Here is a 15150-nt window from a genome sequence, read left to right as displayed (position 1 = left end):
GCCGTCCCGTATAGAGGGCCGGCAGGCAATTTTTATTGGTATGATATTGTTTTGGAGCAGCAAAACAGGCCTAACATTAGCTGCGCTAACTTCAAAACCTCCCTTTTGACCTTAATGTCATATTTTAGTACAAACCACTTTGTTCACGAAAATTTAACAAAATATTTTTTGCTGTGAGCGGAATAATTCTGAAAACAACGGCGAAAAACGGGGGGATAACCGCCAGAATTTAGTTCAAGTCCTCACCAATGGGGGTAAGCATGAAAAGATATCTTTTTTTTGTGCAGTCAAAATTGGACGCGAAAAAACCCCGAAACCGTTGTGGCTTCGGGGTTTTCCGGTGCGATATCTTTTTTGGTCGCACAATGTGGTTGCGGGGGGAGGATTTGAACCTCCGACCTCCGGGTTATGAGCCCGACGAGCTACCAAACTGCTCTACCCCGCGATATGGTGCCGGAGACCGGGGTCGAACCGGCACGGGATTACTCCCACGGGATTTTAAGTCCCGGGCGTCTGCCAATTCCGCCACTCCGGCGTGGAGGGCTCCAGTCTCGCGTTTTCTGAGTGCCTAACTAGAATACCACAGCGGGAATGGTATGTCAACCCCTGATTTGAAAAAATAAAGAGAAAAATTGACTGGCGGATAAAAAGCAAAAAAACAAGAGAGACACGCAAAAGCGTGTCTCTCTTGGTACGGCTGAAGGGATTCGAACCCCCGACCTTTTGGTTCGTAGCCAAACACTCTATCCAACTGAGCTACAGCCGCATATCAGCTGAAGTGTTTCTCTCTCGCTGACAGCTTAATTATATTAGCACAGCTTTAGACAGAATGCAAGAGTTATTTTTGATTTTTTTCAAAAAATTTCTGAAGGGCTATTTGCCGCCCTCTTCCGCGATAATACGCTCCAAACAGCCCATCAAATCAGCCATGGTTTCCAGCCGGACCCCCATGCCGAGGATATGCTCCCTCAGCTGGGGCGGCATGGAATCAAACTGGGGCCGGATCGCCGGATCTACATACGCCATCGTATCACCTCCTGCCGGTTAGCCTGCATAGCTAGTATAGCCGGCAGAAGGAAAAAGGATACAGCGGGCGGCAAAAAACGCGCCCCTGAAACAGAGGCGCGGGAGTTTTGGTCTGTCCCCACCGCAGGGAGCGATTGCCGCCCTGCGGTGGGACAGTGGGTAGTGCGTTGAAAAGAGAGAGAAGAGAGGAGGAGTAATGTCATTGTTATCTCTGGTATCCTGACGATCCCTATGATACCAGATTCCAAACCGAAGTGGTGAACCGTTTTGGAACTTATTGTGAACGAATTATGAACGCATAAGTTTTCTACAGCAGTGTGATGAACTGGCTGTTGGCCCAGCCCACCATACCGTCCAGACGGACCACATACCAGTCTTCCCACTGGTTGAGGATGGTAAGGCGGGTGCCATCGTAAGCCTTGGCCAGCACGGCGGCGGTGGGGGAGGGCTTATCCCGGATATTCAGGTAGCCCCAGGAGACGTCCACAACGGCGGGGCGGGGGGACTGGGGCTCCAGAAAGGGCAGACCAAAATACTCCGTCAGGGAGAGCACGATATTGCGGGCAATGGCGTCCAGGTTATTCTGCACCCAGGCGGCGTCGTCCGGGTTGTCGTGATAGCCCAGCTCCAGAAATACCGAGGGGGCACGCACCCGCCGCACCTCGCCAATGGAGGTGGTGGACTCCGCCCGAACCTTATTGGGCAGAGGATAGATGGTTTTCAGACCGTTGGCAATGAGTTGGGCGGCCCGCTTGCCTTCTGTGGAACTGGGGTAATAGAACACCAGGATACCTCGTGCCTGACCGTATTGCTCCTCCGGAGCGGCGTTGGAGTGGAGGGCCAGATGGAGATCGTAGTTTCCGGCGTTGGAGGCCCGGATGGAGGACAGGGCGGTCATGTCCGGAGTGTTGCGGGAAAACCGGATGCCAGCAGCGGTGAGGTAGGGCTCCATTGCGTCGGCCAGGCGGTTCATCCACTCTTCCTCTGTGCCGCCGGTGACGTACAGGTTGTTCTCCTGTGTGGAGGGGGAGAGGTAGATAATGGGCATAGAAATAACCTCCTTTTCCCCATGCTATGCGGGAGAAGGGAGGCCTGCGCACCAGAAAACGTCCCCGGTGCGCAAAATGCACCGGGGACGGCTGAACGATGTATGTAAATGACTCAGTCCACCTTGGGACCGGCGGCCACCAGAGCCTTGCCGGCGGCGTTGGAGGTATACTTGGCAAAGTTCTTCACGAAGCGGGCGGCCAGATCCCTGGCCTTGGCGTCCCATTCGGTGGGATCGGCATAGGTATTGCGAGGGTCCAGAATATTGGTATCCACACCGGGAAGGGTTGTGGGAACAGCCAGATTGAAGTAGGGGATGGTCATAGTCTCCGCCTTCAGGATGGAGCCGTCCAGGATGGCGTCGATGATGCCGCGGGTGTCCTTAATGGAGATCCGCTTGCCGGTGCCGTTCCAGCCGGTGTTCACCAGGTAGGCCTTGGCGCCCGACTTGGCCATCTTCTTCACCAGTTCCTCACCGTACTTGGTGGGGTGGAGCTCCAGGAAGGCCTGGCCGAAGCAGGCGGAGAAGGTGGGGGTGGGCTCGGTAATGCCCCGCTCGGTGCCGGCTAGCTTGGAGGTGAAGCCGGACAGGAAGTAGTACTCGGTCTGCTCCGGGGTCAGGATGGACACAGGGGGCAGCACACCGAAGGCGTCGGCGGACAGGAAGATCACATTCTTGGCGGCGGGGCCGGCGGACACGGGCCGGACGATCTTCTCAATGTGGTTGATGGGATAAGAGACGCGGGTATTCTCAGTGACAGAATCATCATTGAAGTCGCAGTGGCCGTTTTCGTCCACAGTGACGTTTTCCAGAAGCGCGTTGCGCTTGATGGCATTGTAGATATCAGGCTCGGACTCCTTATCCAGGTTGATGACCTTGGCGTAGCAGCCGCCCTCGAAGTTGAAGATGCCGTTGTCGTCCCAGCCGTGTTCGTCATCGCCGATGAGCAGGCGTTTGGGGTCGGTGGACAGGGTGGTCTTGCCGGTACCGGACAGGCCGAAAAACAGAGCGGTGCTCTCACCGTTCATGTCGGTGTTGGCGGAGCAGTGCATGGAGGCCATGCCCTTGAGGGGCAGGAAGTAGTTCATCATGGAGAACATACCCTTCTTCATCTCGCCGCCGTACCAGGTGTTCAGAATGACCTGCTCCCGGGAGGTAAGATTGAAGATGGCGGCAGTCTCGGAGTTGAGACCCAGCTCCTTATAGTTTTCCACCTTGGCCTTGGAGGCATTGTAGGAGATAAAATCGGGCTGGAAGCTTTCAAGCTCCGCCTCGGTGGGCTGAATGAACATATTTTTTACAAAGTGGGCCTGCCAGGCCACTTCCATAATGAAGCGGATGGCCATACGGGTGTCGGCGTTGGTGCCGCAGAACACGTCCATAACGTACAGCTTCTTATTGGACAGTTCCTGGATGGCCAGCTGCTTGCAGGTATCCCAGGCCTGCTGGGAAGCGGGTTTGTTGTCGTTCTTGAATTCATCGGAGGTCCACCACACGGTGTCCCTGGAGGTGTCGTCCATAACGATGAATTTGTCCTTGGGGGAACGGCCGGTATAGATGCCGGTCATGACGTTGACGGCACCCAGGTCGGTGACCTGGCCCTTATCATAGCCTTCCAGATCGGGCCTGGTCTCTTCCTGGAACAGGACCTCATAGGAGGGGTTGTGGAGGATCTCGGTGACGCCGGTGATGCCGTATTGATTCAAATCAATGTTTGCCATAATGCATGACCTCTTTCCCGTATTGATCTCTCTGGGGCTCCGGCGGGGCGGACAAGCCCCGGAAGTTACAAATCCCATGGGATAATCATACACAAATTTAGGCATAATGTCAATTCCTCTATACCCGGCGATTTTGCAATTCTGTTTGCCGACAGTTTCAATCTGCCTTTCAAAGTGCCAGGATCTTCAAGCCCCGAGAGCACGGAGTGTGCGGGCCAGAACGGCAAATTCATCAATACCCAGCCGCTCACCGCGGACACCCTCGGGCAGCCCGGCGTCGGCGATGGCCTGCCGCAGCTGTTCCTTGCTCAGACGGTCTCCAAAGGCGGCGGACAGACCGTTGAGCAGGGTCTTGCGGCGCTGTGCAAAGGAGGCGCGTACCACCCGGAAGAAGAAGGCGTCCTCCACCAGGGTCTGCACCGGCTCTGTTCGAGGCACCATGCGGATCACCGCCGAGGTCACCTTGGGCGCGGGCAGGAAGCACTCCGGGGGTACCTCAAAGAGGTACTCGGGGGTGGTGTAGTACTGGCAGAAGAGGGAGAAGGCGCCGTAATCCGCCGTGCCGGGAGCTGCGCAGATACGTTTGGCCACCTCCCGCTGGATCATCACCGTGATGGAGGCAAAGCAGCCTGCCTCAATGAGGGCGGTGATGACGGGGGTGGTAATGTTGTAGGGCAGGTTGGCGCAGGCCACCGGGGTGAGGCCGGGAAACTGTTCGGTTGCCAGGGCGGCCAGGTCCAGCTTCATGGCGTCCCCGGGGATGACGGTCACATTGTCAAAGGGGGCCAGAGTTTCACCCAGAATGGGCAGCAGGTCCCGGTCCAGTTCTATGGCGGCCACCCTGCCCGCCCGCCGGGCCAGCTGAACGGTGAGGGGACCGATGCCCGGCCCGATCTCCAGCGCGCCGCAGGTTTCGTCGGCGCCGGAGGCGTCGGCAATGTCCTGGGGCACCCACCCCTGGATGAGGAAGTTCTGGCCCATGCTTTTGGAAAAGCGAAAGCCGTGACGGCCCAACAGGGCCTTGATGTCGTTGCTGTTGCAGAGATCCATAATCCACCTCACACACATATTGACACCAGTATACGGGAAACGAAACCAAAATACAAGTATACGGGCAGGAAGGACGAACAACGTTGGATGCAAAGAAAGGTATGCGCCTGCTGCTTGACAAATTGATATTTAGGTGATATTATTTTGATATCAAAAAGAGAGCGGGAGGTGCTCTTATGGAAGAGAAGATTTTGACCGGCAAGAAAAAGGGTATGCCTATGCTGCTGCTCATTCTGGCCCTGTATGTGCTGGCGATCGTCGGCATCGTGTGGGCCGCCGTCCAGGATGGGGCGGGAGACATGGATACAGTCACGGTAGTCATTCTGGCTGTGAGTGTTGTCTGGGCGTCTCTGGGCTGGATCTTCCTGTGCGGTCTGAAGGTGCTCAAGCCCCAGGAGGCCCTGGTGCTCACCCTGTTCGGCAAGTACATCGGTACCCTGAAGGGGGAGGGCTTCTACTACGTCAATCCTTTCTGCTCCGGGGTGAACCCAGCGGCCCAGACCAAGCTGAACCAGAGCGGCGATGTGGACGGCGGCAGCAAGGCGGAGAAGAAGGCGGAGGCCCAGGCGGCCGGCAAGAAGATCTCATTGAAGATCATGACCCTGAACAACAACCGCCAGAAGATCAACGACTGCCTGGGCAACCCGGTGGAGATCGGTATCGCCGTCATGTGGCGGGTGGTGGACACTGCCAAAGCGGTGTTCGACGTGGACAACTACAAGGAGTATCTGTCCCTCCAGTGTGACAGCGCCCTGCGGAACATCGTGCGTATCTACCCCTACGACGTGGCCCCCAATGTGGACACTACCGGCGACGGCATCGCTGACGAGGGCAGCCTGCGGGGCTCCAGTGAGGTGGTGGCCGGGCGTATCAAGGATGAGATCCAGAGCAAGGTGGCCCAGGCGGGGCTGGAAATCATTGAGGCCCGCATCACCTACCTGGCCTACGCCCCCGAGATCGCCGCGGTGATGCTCCAGCGGCAGCAGGCCAGCGCCATCATCGACGCCCGCAAGATGATTGTGGACGGGGCTGTGGGCATGGTGGAAATGGCTCTGGAGCGGCTCAGCGAGAAGCAGGTGGTGGAACTGGACGAGGAGCGGAAGGCCGCCATGGTGTCCAACCTGCTGGTGGTGCTCTGCGGCAACCGGGACGCCCAGCCGGTGGTCAACTCCGGCAGCCTGTACTGATATGGCGGGCGATGGTAAGAAGCAGGTGCCCCTGCGCCTGTCTCCCAAGCTGTATGCGGCCATTGCTGCCTGGGCGGAGGACGACTTCCGCTCGGTGAACGGGCAGATCGAGTATCTGCTCACCGAGTGCGTCCGGCAGCGGAAAAAGAACGGCAAATATGTATCCGATGAGATCGATGTGCCGCCGGAACTGGATATCGAATGAAAAGAGGACGTGCTGCTATGCAGCACGTCCTCTTTTGTTGCTCAGGCTTCGGCGGAACCCAGGCTGACCTCCGGCATCAGCTCCTTGCTGATGATGGAGAGCATCTCCTCCAGCTTGGCGCACTCGTCGGGGGTGAACCGCTCCCGCATCCGCTCGGTGACTACATGAACGTAGTCGCTGCTGACGTTGTAGTAGTCCTTGTACTTCTGGGTCACCTGCAGGTGATACTCCCGCTTGTCATGCTCCGACTGGATCTTCTGAACGTAGCCTTTGCGGATGAGGCTGTTGATCTTATAGGCCGCGTTGGGCGGGGAGATCCGCATAAAGGAGGCAAACTCGTTGATGGTGGGGGAGCCCAGAGCCTGGATGGTCTCCATTGCGAAGGTCTCCACCGTGGTCAGGCTGGCCTCCCGGTTCTGGAACCGCTCGAAGATCTCCTGATAAAAGTGAAGTTTAAATTTTGTATACACGATTTCAAATTTCTCTTCCAGCATACCCGTGCCTCCGCAAAACAGTATCATTTTTAAACATATTATAGCAAAAAGCGGAGGGGAGGGCAATCAGGAATCCTTACCCAGGGCAAAGGTGAGTTCCGCCGTGGCCGCCACCTGCCCGTTGACGGTGGCCTTGGCCTCCCCGATGCCCACCGGCCCTTTCTGCTTGGTGAGGGTGCATTCCAGCTCCAGCACGTCGCCAGGGGTGACCTGGCGGCGGAACCGGGCGTTCTTGATGCCGCCGAAGAAGGCGATCTTGCCCCGGTTCTCCGGCAGGGACAGCAGGGCCACCGCGCCCACCTGGGCCAGGGCCTCCAGAATGAGGACGCCGGGCATGACGTGGTACTGGGGGAAGTGGCCCTGGAAGAAGGGCTCGTTGACGCTGACGCACTTGATGCCCTTGGCCCACTTGCCAGCCTCGCCGTCCACGATGCGGTCCACCAGGGCGAAGGGGTAGCGGTGGGGCAGGATCTCTGCGATCTGATTGGAGTTGAGTTCCATGGCTTAACCCTCCCACTTCTTGAACAGCACGCAGGCGTTGTGACCGCCGAAGCCCAGGGAGTTGGACAGGGCGTACTGTACGTCGGCATTCCGGCCCTGGTTGGGCACATAGTCCAGGTCGCAGGCCGGATCAGCCTCCTGATAGTTAATGGTGGCGGGCAGATACCCGTCCTTCAGGGCCAGGGCGGAGAAGATGGCCTCCACCGCGCCGGCAGCCCCCAGCATATGGCCGGTCATGGACTTGGTGGAGCTGACCGCCAGCTGGTAGGCATGGTCGCCGAACACCGTCTTGATGGCGTCGGTCTCGCCGGAGTCGTTCAGAGGGGTGGAGGTGCCGTGGGCGTTGATGTAGCCCACCTGCTCGGGGGCCACGCCGCCGTCGGCCAGAGCCTGGGCCATAGCCCGGGCGCCGCCCTCTCCGTGGGGGGCGGGGGCGGTCATGTGATAGGCGTCACAGGTGGCGCCGTAGCCCACAACTTCGGCATATACCTTGGCCCCACGGGCCTTGGCGTGCTCATACTCCTCCAGCACCAGGATGCCGGCGCCCTCGCCCATAACGAAGCCGGAACGCTGGGCGTCAAAGGGGATGGAGGCCCGGTCGGGGTCGTCGCCCACATGGAGGGCCCGCATGGTGGTGAAGCCGCCGATGGACAGGGGGGTGATGGCGGACTCAGCGCCGCCGCACAGCATCACCTCGGCATAGCCGTCCCGGATGTGGCGGAAGGCGTCGCCCACGGCGTTGGAGCCGCCGGCGCAGGCGGTAACGGGGCAGGTACACATACCCCGGAAGCCGAAAGCGATGGCGATGAGGCCGGCGCCCATGTTAGCGATAGCGGAAGGGATGTAGAAGGGGGAGGCACGGTCAAAACCCTTTTCGGAGCAGCGGGTCTGCTCGGACTCGGTGACCCCGATGCCGCCGATGCCACTGGAGACGATGACGCCGCAGCGGGTGCGGTCGATGGACTCCAGATCCAAGCTGCTGTCAGCCACCGCTTCCTTGGCGGAGGCCATGGCCAGCTGGGAGTAGCGAGCCATGTGGCGCACTTCCTTCTTGTCCAGCACAGAAGTGGGGTCCCAGTCCTTTACCTCGGCGGCCAGGTGGACCTTCTGAGGGGCGGCGTCGTACTGGGTGATGGGGGCGATGCCGCACACGCCGTTACGGATGGCCTGCCAGGTGTCGGCCACGTTGTGGCCCAGGGGATTCACGGTCCCCATGCCGGTAATGACGACTCTGCGTTTTTCCATAGTTGATCTTGTTCCTCCTCACATACCCATGCCGCCGTCGACGGAAAGGACCTGGCCGGTGATGTAGGCCGCCTCATCGGAGGCCAGGAAGGCCACGGCGGTAGCCACGTCCTCGGGAGTGCCGGCCCGGCCGGCGGGGATGGTGGACAGCATGGCCTCCCGGGCGGCATCGGGGAGGGCAGCGGTCATGTCGGTGGCGATGTAGCCGGGGGCCACGGCGTTGACGGTAACACCCCGTCCGCCCAGTTCCTTGGCCAGGGACTTGGTCATGCCGATGACGCCTGCCTTGCTGGCGCAGTAGTTGATCTGGCCGGGATTGCCCCGGAGCGCTACCACCGAGCTGAGGTTGATGATGCGGCCGTAGCGGGCCTTCATCATGGGCCGGGCGGCGGCCTTCATGCACAGGAAGGCCCCCTTCAGGTTGGTCTCGATGACTGCGTCGAAGTCCTCTTCCTTCAGCATCATGGCCAGGTTGTCCCGGGTGATGCCGGCGTTGTTCACCAGGATGTGGAGGCCGCCCAGCTCTTTCACGGCGGTGTCCATCAGGGTCTTCACAGCGGCGGGATCGGCCACGCTGCCCTGGACGGCACGGGCTTCCACGCCCAGCTCCTTGAGGGCGGCCAGAGTCTCCTCAGCAGCGGCGGTGTTGCCGGCGTAGGAGAACACCACGTTGGCCCCACGGCGGGCCAGCTCCAGGCAGATGGCCTTGCCGATGCCCCGGCTGCCGCCGGTGACCACGGCGATTTTTCCATTCATGCTCATAATGTTATCCTTTCAAAGCGGCGGAGAGAGCCTCGATGTCGGCGCAGGTCTCCACGGCGTAGGTCTTGATAGAGGGAGCGGTCTTTTTCACAAAGCCGCTGAGGGCCTTGCCCGGCCCGATCTCCACGATGGTGTCCACACCCAGCTCCTCCAGGCGGCGGATGGTGTCCTCCATGTAAACGGAGGACTGGACCTGGCGCTCCAGTAAGGCGGGAATGGTGTCGTTTTCGCCCATCTCACGGCCCAGGCAGTTGAAGAGCACCGGGAAGGCCATCTCTCCAAAGGTGACGCTCTGGAACTTCTCCCGCAGGACGTCGCCGGCGGGGGAGAGCAGGGAGGTGTGGAAGGGGCCGCTGACCTTCAGGGGCAGGCAGCGCTTGGCGCCCAGCTCCTTGGCGATGGAAGCGGCCTTGTTCACCGCCTCCTGGGCGCCGCCGATGACCAGCTGGCCGGGGCAGTTATAGTTGGCGATTTCCACCACACCGGCGTCGGCGGCTTGGTTGCAGGCCTGCTGCAGCTTCTCCCGGTCCAGACCCAGTACGGCGGTCATGCCGCAGGGGATACCGGCGGCAGCGGAGGCCATGGCCTTGCCACGGAAGGCGGCCAGGGAGACGGCCTGGGCGGGGGTGAACACTCCAGCGGCCTGGAGGGCGGAATACTCGCCCAGGCTGAGACCGGCGGCGTAGTCGGGACGGATGCCCATCTCAAACAGAATGGCGGTCATGCCGGCGGCGAAAGCCACCATACAGGGCTGGGTGTACTCCGTCTGGTTCAGCACCCCGTCGGGGTCGGTAAAGGAGACGGTTTTCAGGTCAAAGTCCACATCGGCGCTGTCCAGCACGGCTTTGAATACGGGATAGGCCTCATAGAGGTCGGCTCCCATGCCGGGATGCTGGCTGCCCTGTCCGGCGTACAGAAACGCGAGGCTCATACGTTCAGTCCTTTCACAACGGCCTCACAGCCGCGCATCATTTCCTCAAAGATGGCCCGCAGGGGACGGACCTCCTTTACCATACCGGCCACCTGACCGGCCATAAAGCTGCCGGTGTCCAGGTCGCCGTCGAACACCGCCCGGCGGAGGGAACCCAGGGTCAGTTTTTCCATCTCCTCCAGGGGCAGGTTCTGCTTCTCCATGCGCAGGTACTCCCGGGCCATCTTGTTTTTGAGTACCCGGACAGGAGCCCCGCCGGTGCGGCCGGTGACGGTGGTGTCGTTGGCCCCGGCCTTCACCACGGCCTGCTTGTAGTTGTCATGGATGGGACACTCCTCACTGGCCAGCAGACAGGTGCCGATCTGCACGCCGCAGGCGCCCAGGGCGAAGGCGGCAGCCATCTGACGGCCGTCGGCAATGCCGCCGGCGGCGATGACGGGCACGCTCACCGCGTCCACCACCTGGGGCACCAGGGCCATGGTGGTCATCTCGCCCACATGGCCGCCGCTCTCGGTGCCCTCGGCGATGATGCCGTCAATGCCGTAGCGCTCCAGACGCTTGGCCAGGATGGGAGCGGCCACCACGGGGAACACCTTGATGCCCGCAGCCTTCCAGGCGGGGACGTACTTGCCGGGATTGCCGGCGCCGGTGGTCACCACCTGGACGCCCTCCTCCACCACCACCCGGGCCAGATCCTCAATGTGGGGATTCATCAGCATCAGATTGACGCCGAAGGGCTTGCTGGTGGAGGACTTGGCCACCTGGATCTCACGGCGCAGAGAATCGGCGTCCATGCCGCCGGAGCCGATGAGGCCCAGAGCCCCGGCATTGGATACGGCGGCGGCAAAAGCGCCGGTGGCCACGTTGGCCATACCGCCCTGGATCATGGGGAATTCAATCCCCAACAATTCGTTCAGTTTCATAGTAAGCTCCTTATCAAAGAAACGGGCGGCGTACTCGACGCCCCGCCGTTTTATGCCAATTCCAAAAGGGCTCCCGCCCAGGTCAGGCCGCCGCCGAAGCCCACGCACAGAGCCTTCTGGCCGGAGGTCAGCTGACCGGAGGTGACCAGCTCATCCAGCAGCAGGGGTACGCTGGCGGCGGAAGTGTTGCCGGTGCGGGCGATGTTGCCGGTGCACTTGGCGGGATCTACCCCCAGCTTCTTCACCGCGAAGTCAATGATGCGCTGGTTGGCCTGGTGGAACACGAAGCGGTCCACGTCCTCCAAGGTGAGGCTCGCCTTTTTGAGTACCTCTTTGGCGCAGCGGGGCAGGGCCTCTACCGCGAAGCGGAACACCGACTTGCCGTCCATGTGGATGTAGGAGGGCGCGGTGCTGTTGGCCCCGGGGACGTACAGAGCTTCCTGATTGCCCCGGCAGCCCAGCACTCCGCAGAGGGAGGGATAGTCAGCCCGCCACTCCACCACGGCGGCGCCTGCGCCGTCGCCGAAGAGGACGCAGGTGGAACGGTCGGTGAAGTCGGTGATGCGGCTGAGGGTTTCCACTCCCACGATGAGGCCGAACTTCCGTTCTGCGGCGGTTAGAAGGCACTCGGCGGTGTGCAGGCCGTACACGAAGCCGGAGCAGGCGGCGTTCAGGTCAAAGCACACCGTGTCCTCCGGGAAGCCCAGATCCCGCTGGAGGATGCAGGCGGCGGCGGGGGTCAGATAGTCCTGGGACAGGGTGGCCACGATGCACACCCCGATCTGCTCCGGGCTGATGCCGGAGCCCTCCAGGGCCTGCTTGGCGGCGGCCAGACACAGGGAGGTGTGGCTCTCCCCCTCGGTGCAGTGGTAGCGGCTGCGGATGCCGGTGCGGCTGGCGATCCACTCGTCGTTGGTGTCCACGATCTTGGCCATATCGTCATTGGTCACCGCCTGCCGGGGCAGGGCGGAACCGGTGCTCAGCAGTTTGATTCCGTTCATGGGCGCTCCTTTCTCAGGGCCTTACTGCCCATTAAGCGGAATTTTTTATAGCGCTGGGTGGCCAGCGCCTGACCGTTCAGCTTGTTCAGCGCCGCCAGCTCCTTCGCCAGGACGGCATCCAGCGCCCTGCATACCCCATGCAGGTTGGTGTGGGCGCCTTCAGCGGGTTCGGGGATGATGGCGTCGATGACCCCCAGCTCCAGCAGATCGGCGGCGGTGAGCTTCATTACGTCGCAGGCCTCGTCGCTGCGGGAGGAGTCCTTCCACAGGATGGCGGCAAAGCCCTCGGGGGAGAGAACGGAGTAGACCGCGTTCTCCAGCATGAGCACCTTGTTGCCCACACCCAGAGCCAATGCGCCGCCGCTGCCGCCCTCGCCGGTGACCACCGAGATCACCGGGACGGTGAGGGCGGAGGAGAGGGCCAGGGTGCGGGCAATGGCCTCTCCCTGACCTCTGGCCTCGGCCTCCAGGCCAGGGTAAGCGCCGGGGGTGTCAATGAAGGTGATAACAGGGCGGCGGAATTTTTCCGCCTGCTCCATGAGCCGCTGGGCTTTGCGGTAGCCTTCGGGGGAGGGCATACCGAAATGGTAGGCCAGGTGCTCCTCCAGGGTACGGCCCTTCCGGTGGCCGATGACGGTGACCGGCTGGCCGTGGAAGAGGGCCACGCCGCCCAGAATGCTGCCGTCGTCGGCGCACAGCCGGTCGCCCCGCTGTTCAAAGAAATCAGTAAAGAGGGCGGCGATAAAATCCGCGGTGCCCGGACGCTCCTGATGGCGGGCCAGAGCCACCCGCTGAGCGGGGATGAGGTTACTTGCCACGGTCGCTCCCTCCTTTCCCGTGAAGTTTCAGCAGCTGAATCAGGGTGTCTCGCAGCTGGGAGCGGGGGACAATGGCGTCCAGAAAGCCGTGCTCCAGCAGGTACTCGGCGCTCTGGAAGCCATCGGGCAGCTTTTCGCCGATGGTCTGCTCAATGACACGAGGACCGGCAAAGCCGATGAGGGCGCCGGGCTCGGCCAGCATGATATCCCCCAGGCTGGCAAAGCTGGCGGTGACGCCGCCGGTGGTGGGATGGGTGAGCACTGAGATGTACAGCCCGCCCTTGCGGGAGAACCGCTCCAGGGCGGCGGAGGTCTTGGCCATCTGCATCAGGGACAAAATGCCCTCCTGCATCCGGGCTCCGCCGCTGGCGGAGAAGAGGATGAGGGGCAGTTTATATTTTTCGGCGTATTCCACCAGCCGGGTGACCTTCTCGCCCAGGGCGACGCTCATGCTGCCCATGAAGAACCGGCTGTCCAGAGCGCCGATGGCCACCTTCTGGCCACCGATGCGGCCGGTGGCAGTGACAACCGCCTCGTTCATGCCGGTGCGGCGGCGGGCTCCCTCCAGCTTGGCGGAATAGCCGGGGAAAGACAGGGGATCGTTGGAGGACAGGGCGGCGTCCAGCTCCCGGAAGGTGCCCTTGTCCAGCACCAGGCTGAGGCGGTAATAGGCCCCAATGGGATAGTGGTGGCCGCACAGGGGGCAGACGTACCGGTTCATGACCAGATCCCGGCGGCGGAAGGCGCCGCCGCAGGCGGGACAGGTCTCCTCGGTGTGGGCGGGGGCGGGAGAGGAACCCCGGAGGGCCTTCAGAGAGAGCAGCTTCTGACGCCGCTGGGCAAAGACGTTGCTCATGCCTGATTGTCCTCCTCTCCGCTGCGGCTCCAGGCCAGCAGGGTGTCCATATTGGCCTCCAGGTAGCCGGTGTTATAGTTGCCCCGGATAAAGTCGGGGTGGTGCATGATCTGGTGGAGCAGATCGGTGTTGTTGGCAGGCCCCTCGATGATGAGCTCCTCCAAAGCCCGGCGCATCCGGCGGATGGCCTCCAGCCGGGTGGGAGCGTGGACAATGAGCTTTGCCATCAGGGAGTCGTAGTAGGGGGGCAGGGCGTAGCCGGTATACAGCCCGGTGTCCACCCGCACCCCACAGCCGCCGGGCAGATGCACGAAGTCGATCTTGCCGGGACAGGGGCGGAAGTCGTTGGCCGGGTCCTCGGCGTTGATACGGCACTCGATGGCGTGGCCGTTGAGGGTGATCTCCTCCTGGGTGCGGGACAGGGGCAGACCGGCGGCAATGCGGATCTGCTCCCGCACCAGGTCCATGCCGGTGACCAGCTCGGTGACCGGGTGCTCCACCTGGATGCGGGTGTTCATTTCAATGAAATAGAAGTTGCCCTCCTGATCCAGCACAAACTCGATGGTGCCGGCGTTTTCATAGTGCGCGGCCTTGGCGGCGGCCACGGCGGCAGCGCCCATCTTCTCCCGCAGCTCGGGGGTGAGGGCCTTGGAGGGGGATTCCTCCAGCAGCTTCTGGTTGCGCCGCTGGATGGAGCAGTCACGGTCCCCCAGCTGGATCACGTGGCCCTGGGAATCGGCCAGGATCTGGAACTCGATGTGCCGGGGATTGAGGATCAGCTTCTCCAGATACATCTCTCCGCTGCCGAAGCAGGCCACCGACTCGCTGCGGGCCTCCTCAAAGAGGGGGATCAGCTGGTCGGGCTCAAACACCCGGCGCATACCCCGTCCGCCGCCGCCGGCGGCAGCCTTGATGAGCACAGGGTAGCCGATGGAGTCGGCCAGAGCCTTGGCCTCCTCGGCAGTGTCCACCGCCCCGTCGGAGCCGGGGACCACCGGTACCCCGGCCTCTACCATCAGCTTGCGGGCGGCGGCTTTGTTGCCCATGGCCCGTATCACGTCGCCGGAGGGGCCGATGAAGGCAATGCCGGCCTGGGCGCAGGCGTCGGCAAAGTCGGCGTTCTCCGACAGGAAGCCGTAGCCGGGATGGATGGCGTCGCACCCGGTGGCCTGGGCCACGGTGAGGATGGCGTCCACATTTAAGTAGCTGTCCGCCGAGCGGGCGGGGCCGATGCACCAGGCCTGCTCCGCCAGCTGGACGTGAAGGGCCTCCGAATCGGCCTGGGAGTAGACCACCACGGGCTCGATGTCCAGCTCCCGGCAGGCCCGGAACACCCGGACGGCGATCTCGCCCCGGTTGGCGATCAAAATACGCTTAAACAT

Annotated in this window: 16 protein-coding genes and 3 tRNA genes; 2 read left to right on the top strand and 17 right to left on the bottom strand. The window is 61.8% G+C overall.

Annotated features, from left to right (window positions below):
* Nucleotides 1-368 precede the first annotated feature (368 nt).
* From WHJ28_RS15765 to rsmA, 7 genes are all read right to left on the bottom strand, one after another.
* Nucleotides 369-445: transfer RNA gene (locus WHJ28_RS15765), tRNA-Met, on the bottom strand.
* A gap of 3 nt (nt 446-448) precedes the next feature.
* Nucleotides 449-535: transfer RNA gene (locus WHJ28_RS15760), tRNA-Leu, on the bottom strand.
* Nucleotides 536-689: 154 nt separating this feature from the next.
* Nucleotides 690-766, bottom strand: a tRNA-Arg gene (locus WHJ28_RS15755).
* A gap of 107 nt (nt 767-873) precedes the next feature.
* Nucleotides 874-1026, bottom strand: a complete 153-nt coding sequence (locus tag WHJ28_RS15750; protein ID WP_340042999.1) for a hypothetical protein — start codon at nt 1024-1026, stop codon at nt 874-876.
* 307 nt (nt 1027-1333) lie between these two features.
* Nucleotides 1334-2074: an N-acetylmuramoyl-L-alanine amidase gene (locus WHJ28_RS15745; protein ID WP_340042998.1), complete on the bottom strand. Its 741-nt coding sequence runs from the start codon at nt 2072-2074 to the stop codon at nt 1334-1336.
* Nucleotides 2075-2187: 113 nt separating this feature from the next.
* Nucleotides 2188-3795 carry a phosphoenolpyruvate carboxykinase (ATP) gene (pckA, locus tag WHJ28_RS15740; protein ID WP_340042997.1) on the bottom strand — a complete coding sequence of 536 codons (1608 nt, stop codon included), beginning with the start codon at nt 3793-3795 and terminating at the stop codon, nt 2188-2190.
* 186 nt (nt 3796-3981) lie between these two features.
* Nucleotides 3982-4845: a 16S rRNA (adenine(1518)-N(6)/adenine(1519)-N(6))-dimethyltransferase RsmA gene (rsmA, locus tag WHJ28_RS15735; protein ID WP_340042996.1), complete on the bottom strand. Its 864-nt coding sequence runs from the start codon at nt 4843-4845 to the stop codon at nt 3982-3984.
* A gap of 176 nt (nt 4846-5021) precedes the next feature.
* Between rsmA and WHJ28_RS15730 the strand changes: the two genes are divergently transcribed.
* Together WHJ28_RS15730 and WHJ28_RS15725 are read left to right on the top strand one after the other, a co-directional pair.
* A complete protein-coding gene (locus WHJ28_RS15730; protein ID WP_340042995.1) occupies nt 5022-6032 on the top strand; it encodes an SPFH domain-containing protein in 1011 nt (336 codons plus the stop codon).
* A 1-nt stretch (nt 6033) separates the two neighbouring features.
* Nucleotides 6034-6237 (top strand): type II toxin-antitoxin system antitoxin, encoded by a 204-nt coding sequence (locus tag WHJ28_RS15725; RefSeq protein ID WP_087189043.1) that lies wholly within the window; start codon nt 6034-6036, stop codon nt 6235-6237.
* Nucleotides 6238-6278: 41 nt separating this feature from the next.
* Here the strand turns inward: WHJ28_RS15725 and WHJ28_RS15720 are convergent, their stop codons facing one another.
* The 10 genes from WHJ28_RS15720 to accC form a co-directional block, all read right to left on the bottom strand.
* A complete protein-coding gene (locus WHJ28_RS15720; protein ID WP_297289437.1) occupies nt 6279-6731 on the bottom strand; it encodes a MarR family transcriptional regulator in 453 nt (150 codons plus the stop codon).
* A 66-nt stretch (nt 6732-6797) separates the two neighbouring features.
* On the bottom strand, nt 6798-7232 hold the full coding sequence (gene fabZ / locus WHJ28_RS15715) for a 3-hydroxyacyl-ACP dehydratase FabZ (RefSeq protein WP_087331107.1): 435 nt from the start codon (nt 7230-7232) through the stop codon (nt 6798-6800).
* Nucleotides 7233-7235: 3 nt separating this feature from the next.
* Nucleotides 7236-8477: a beta-ketoacyl-ACP synthase II gene (fabF, locus tag WHJ28_RS15710; protein ID WP_340042994.1), complete on the bottom strand. Its 1242-nt coding sequence runs from the start codon at nt 8475-8477 to the stop codon at nt 7236-7238.
* 18 nt (nt 8478-8495) lie between these two features.
* A complete protein-coding gene (fabG, locus tag WHJ28_RS15705; RefSeq protein WP_340042993.1) occupies nt 8496-9239 on the bottom strand; it encodes a 3-oxoacyl-[acyl-carrier-protein] reductase in 744 nt (247 codons plus the stop codon).
* Between the two features lie 4 nt (nt 9240-9243).
* On the bottom strand, nt 9244-10170 hold the full coding sequence (gene fabD / locus WHJ28_RS15700; RefSeq protein WP_340042992.1) for an ACP S-malonyltransferase: 927 nt from the start codon (nt 10168-10170) through the stop codon (nt 9244-9246).
* A complete protein-coding gene (locus WHJ28_RS15695; RefSeq protein WP_340042991.1) occupies nt 10167-11093 on the bottom strand; it encodes a DUF561 domain-containing protein in 927 nt (308 codons plus the stop codon). Before WHJ28_RS15695 ends, fabD begins: the two co-directional genes overlap by 4 nt.
* Before the next feature lie 50 nt (nt 11094-11143).
* Nucleotides 11144-12094, bottom strand: coding sequence for a beta-ketoacyl-ACP synthase III (locus WHJ28_RS15690; protein WP_340042990.1), 951 nt, complete (start codon nt 12092-12094; stop codon nt 11144-11146).
* On the bottom strand, nt 12091-12912 hold the full coding sequence (locus WHJ28_RS15685; RefSeq protein WP_340042989.1) for an acetyl-CoA carboxylase carboxyltransferase subunit alpha: 822 nt from the start codon (nt 12910-12912) through the stop codon (nt 12091-12093). The genes WHJ28_RS15690 and WHJ28_RS15685 overlap by 4 nt, the downstream gene beginning before the upstream one ends.
* Complete coding sequence (gene accD / locus WHJ28_RS15680) at nt 12902-13768, bottom strand: acetyl-CoA carboxylase, carboxyltransferase subunit beta (RefSeq protein WP_340042988.1); 867 nt, start codon at nt 13766-13768, stop codon at nt 12902-12904. Before accD ends, WHJ28_RS15685 begins: the two co-directional genes overlap by 11 nt.
* The gene (accC, locus tag WHJ28_RS15675; RefSeq protein ID WP_340042987.1) at nt 13765-15150 is read right to left on the bottom strand and encodes an acetyl-CoA carboxylase biotin carboxylase subunit; all 1386 of its coding nucleotides are present in this window, start codon (nt 15148-15150) and stop codon (nt 13765-13767) included. Before accC ends, accD begins: the two co-directional genes overlap by 4 nt.

This window comes from Flavonifractor porci (genome assembly GCF_037572415.1).
Classification (GTDB): domain Bacteria; phylum Bacillota; class Clostridia; order Oscillospirales; family Oscillospiraceae; genus Flavonifractor; species Flavonifractor porci.
This window is presented reverse-complemented; position numbering and strand designations above follow the sequence as displayed.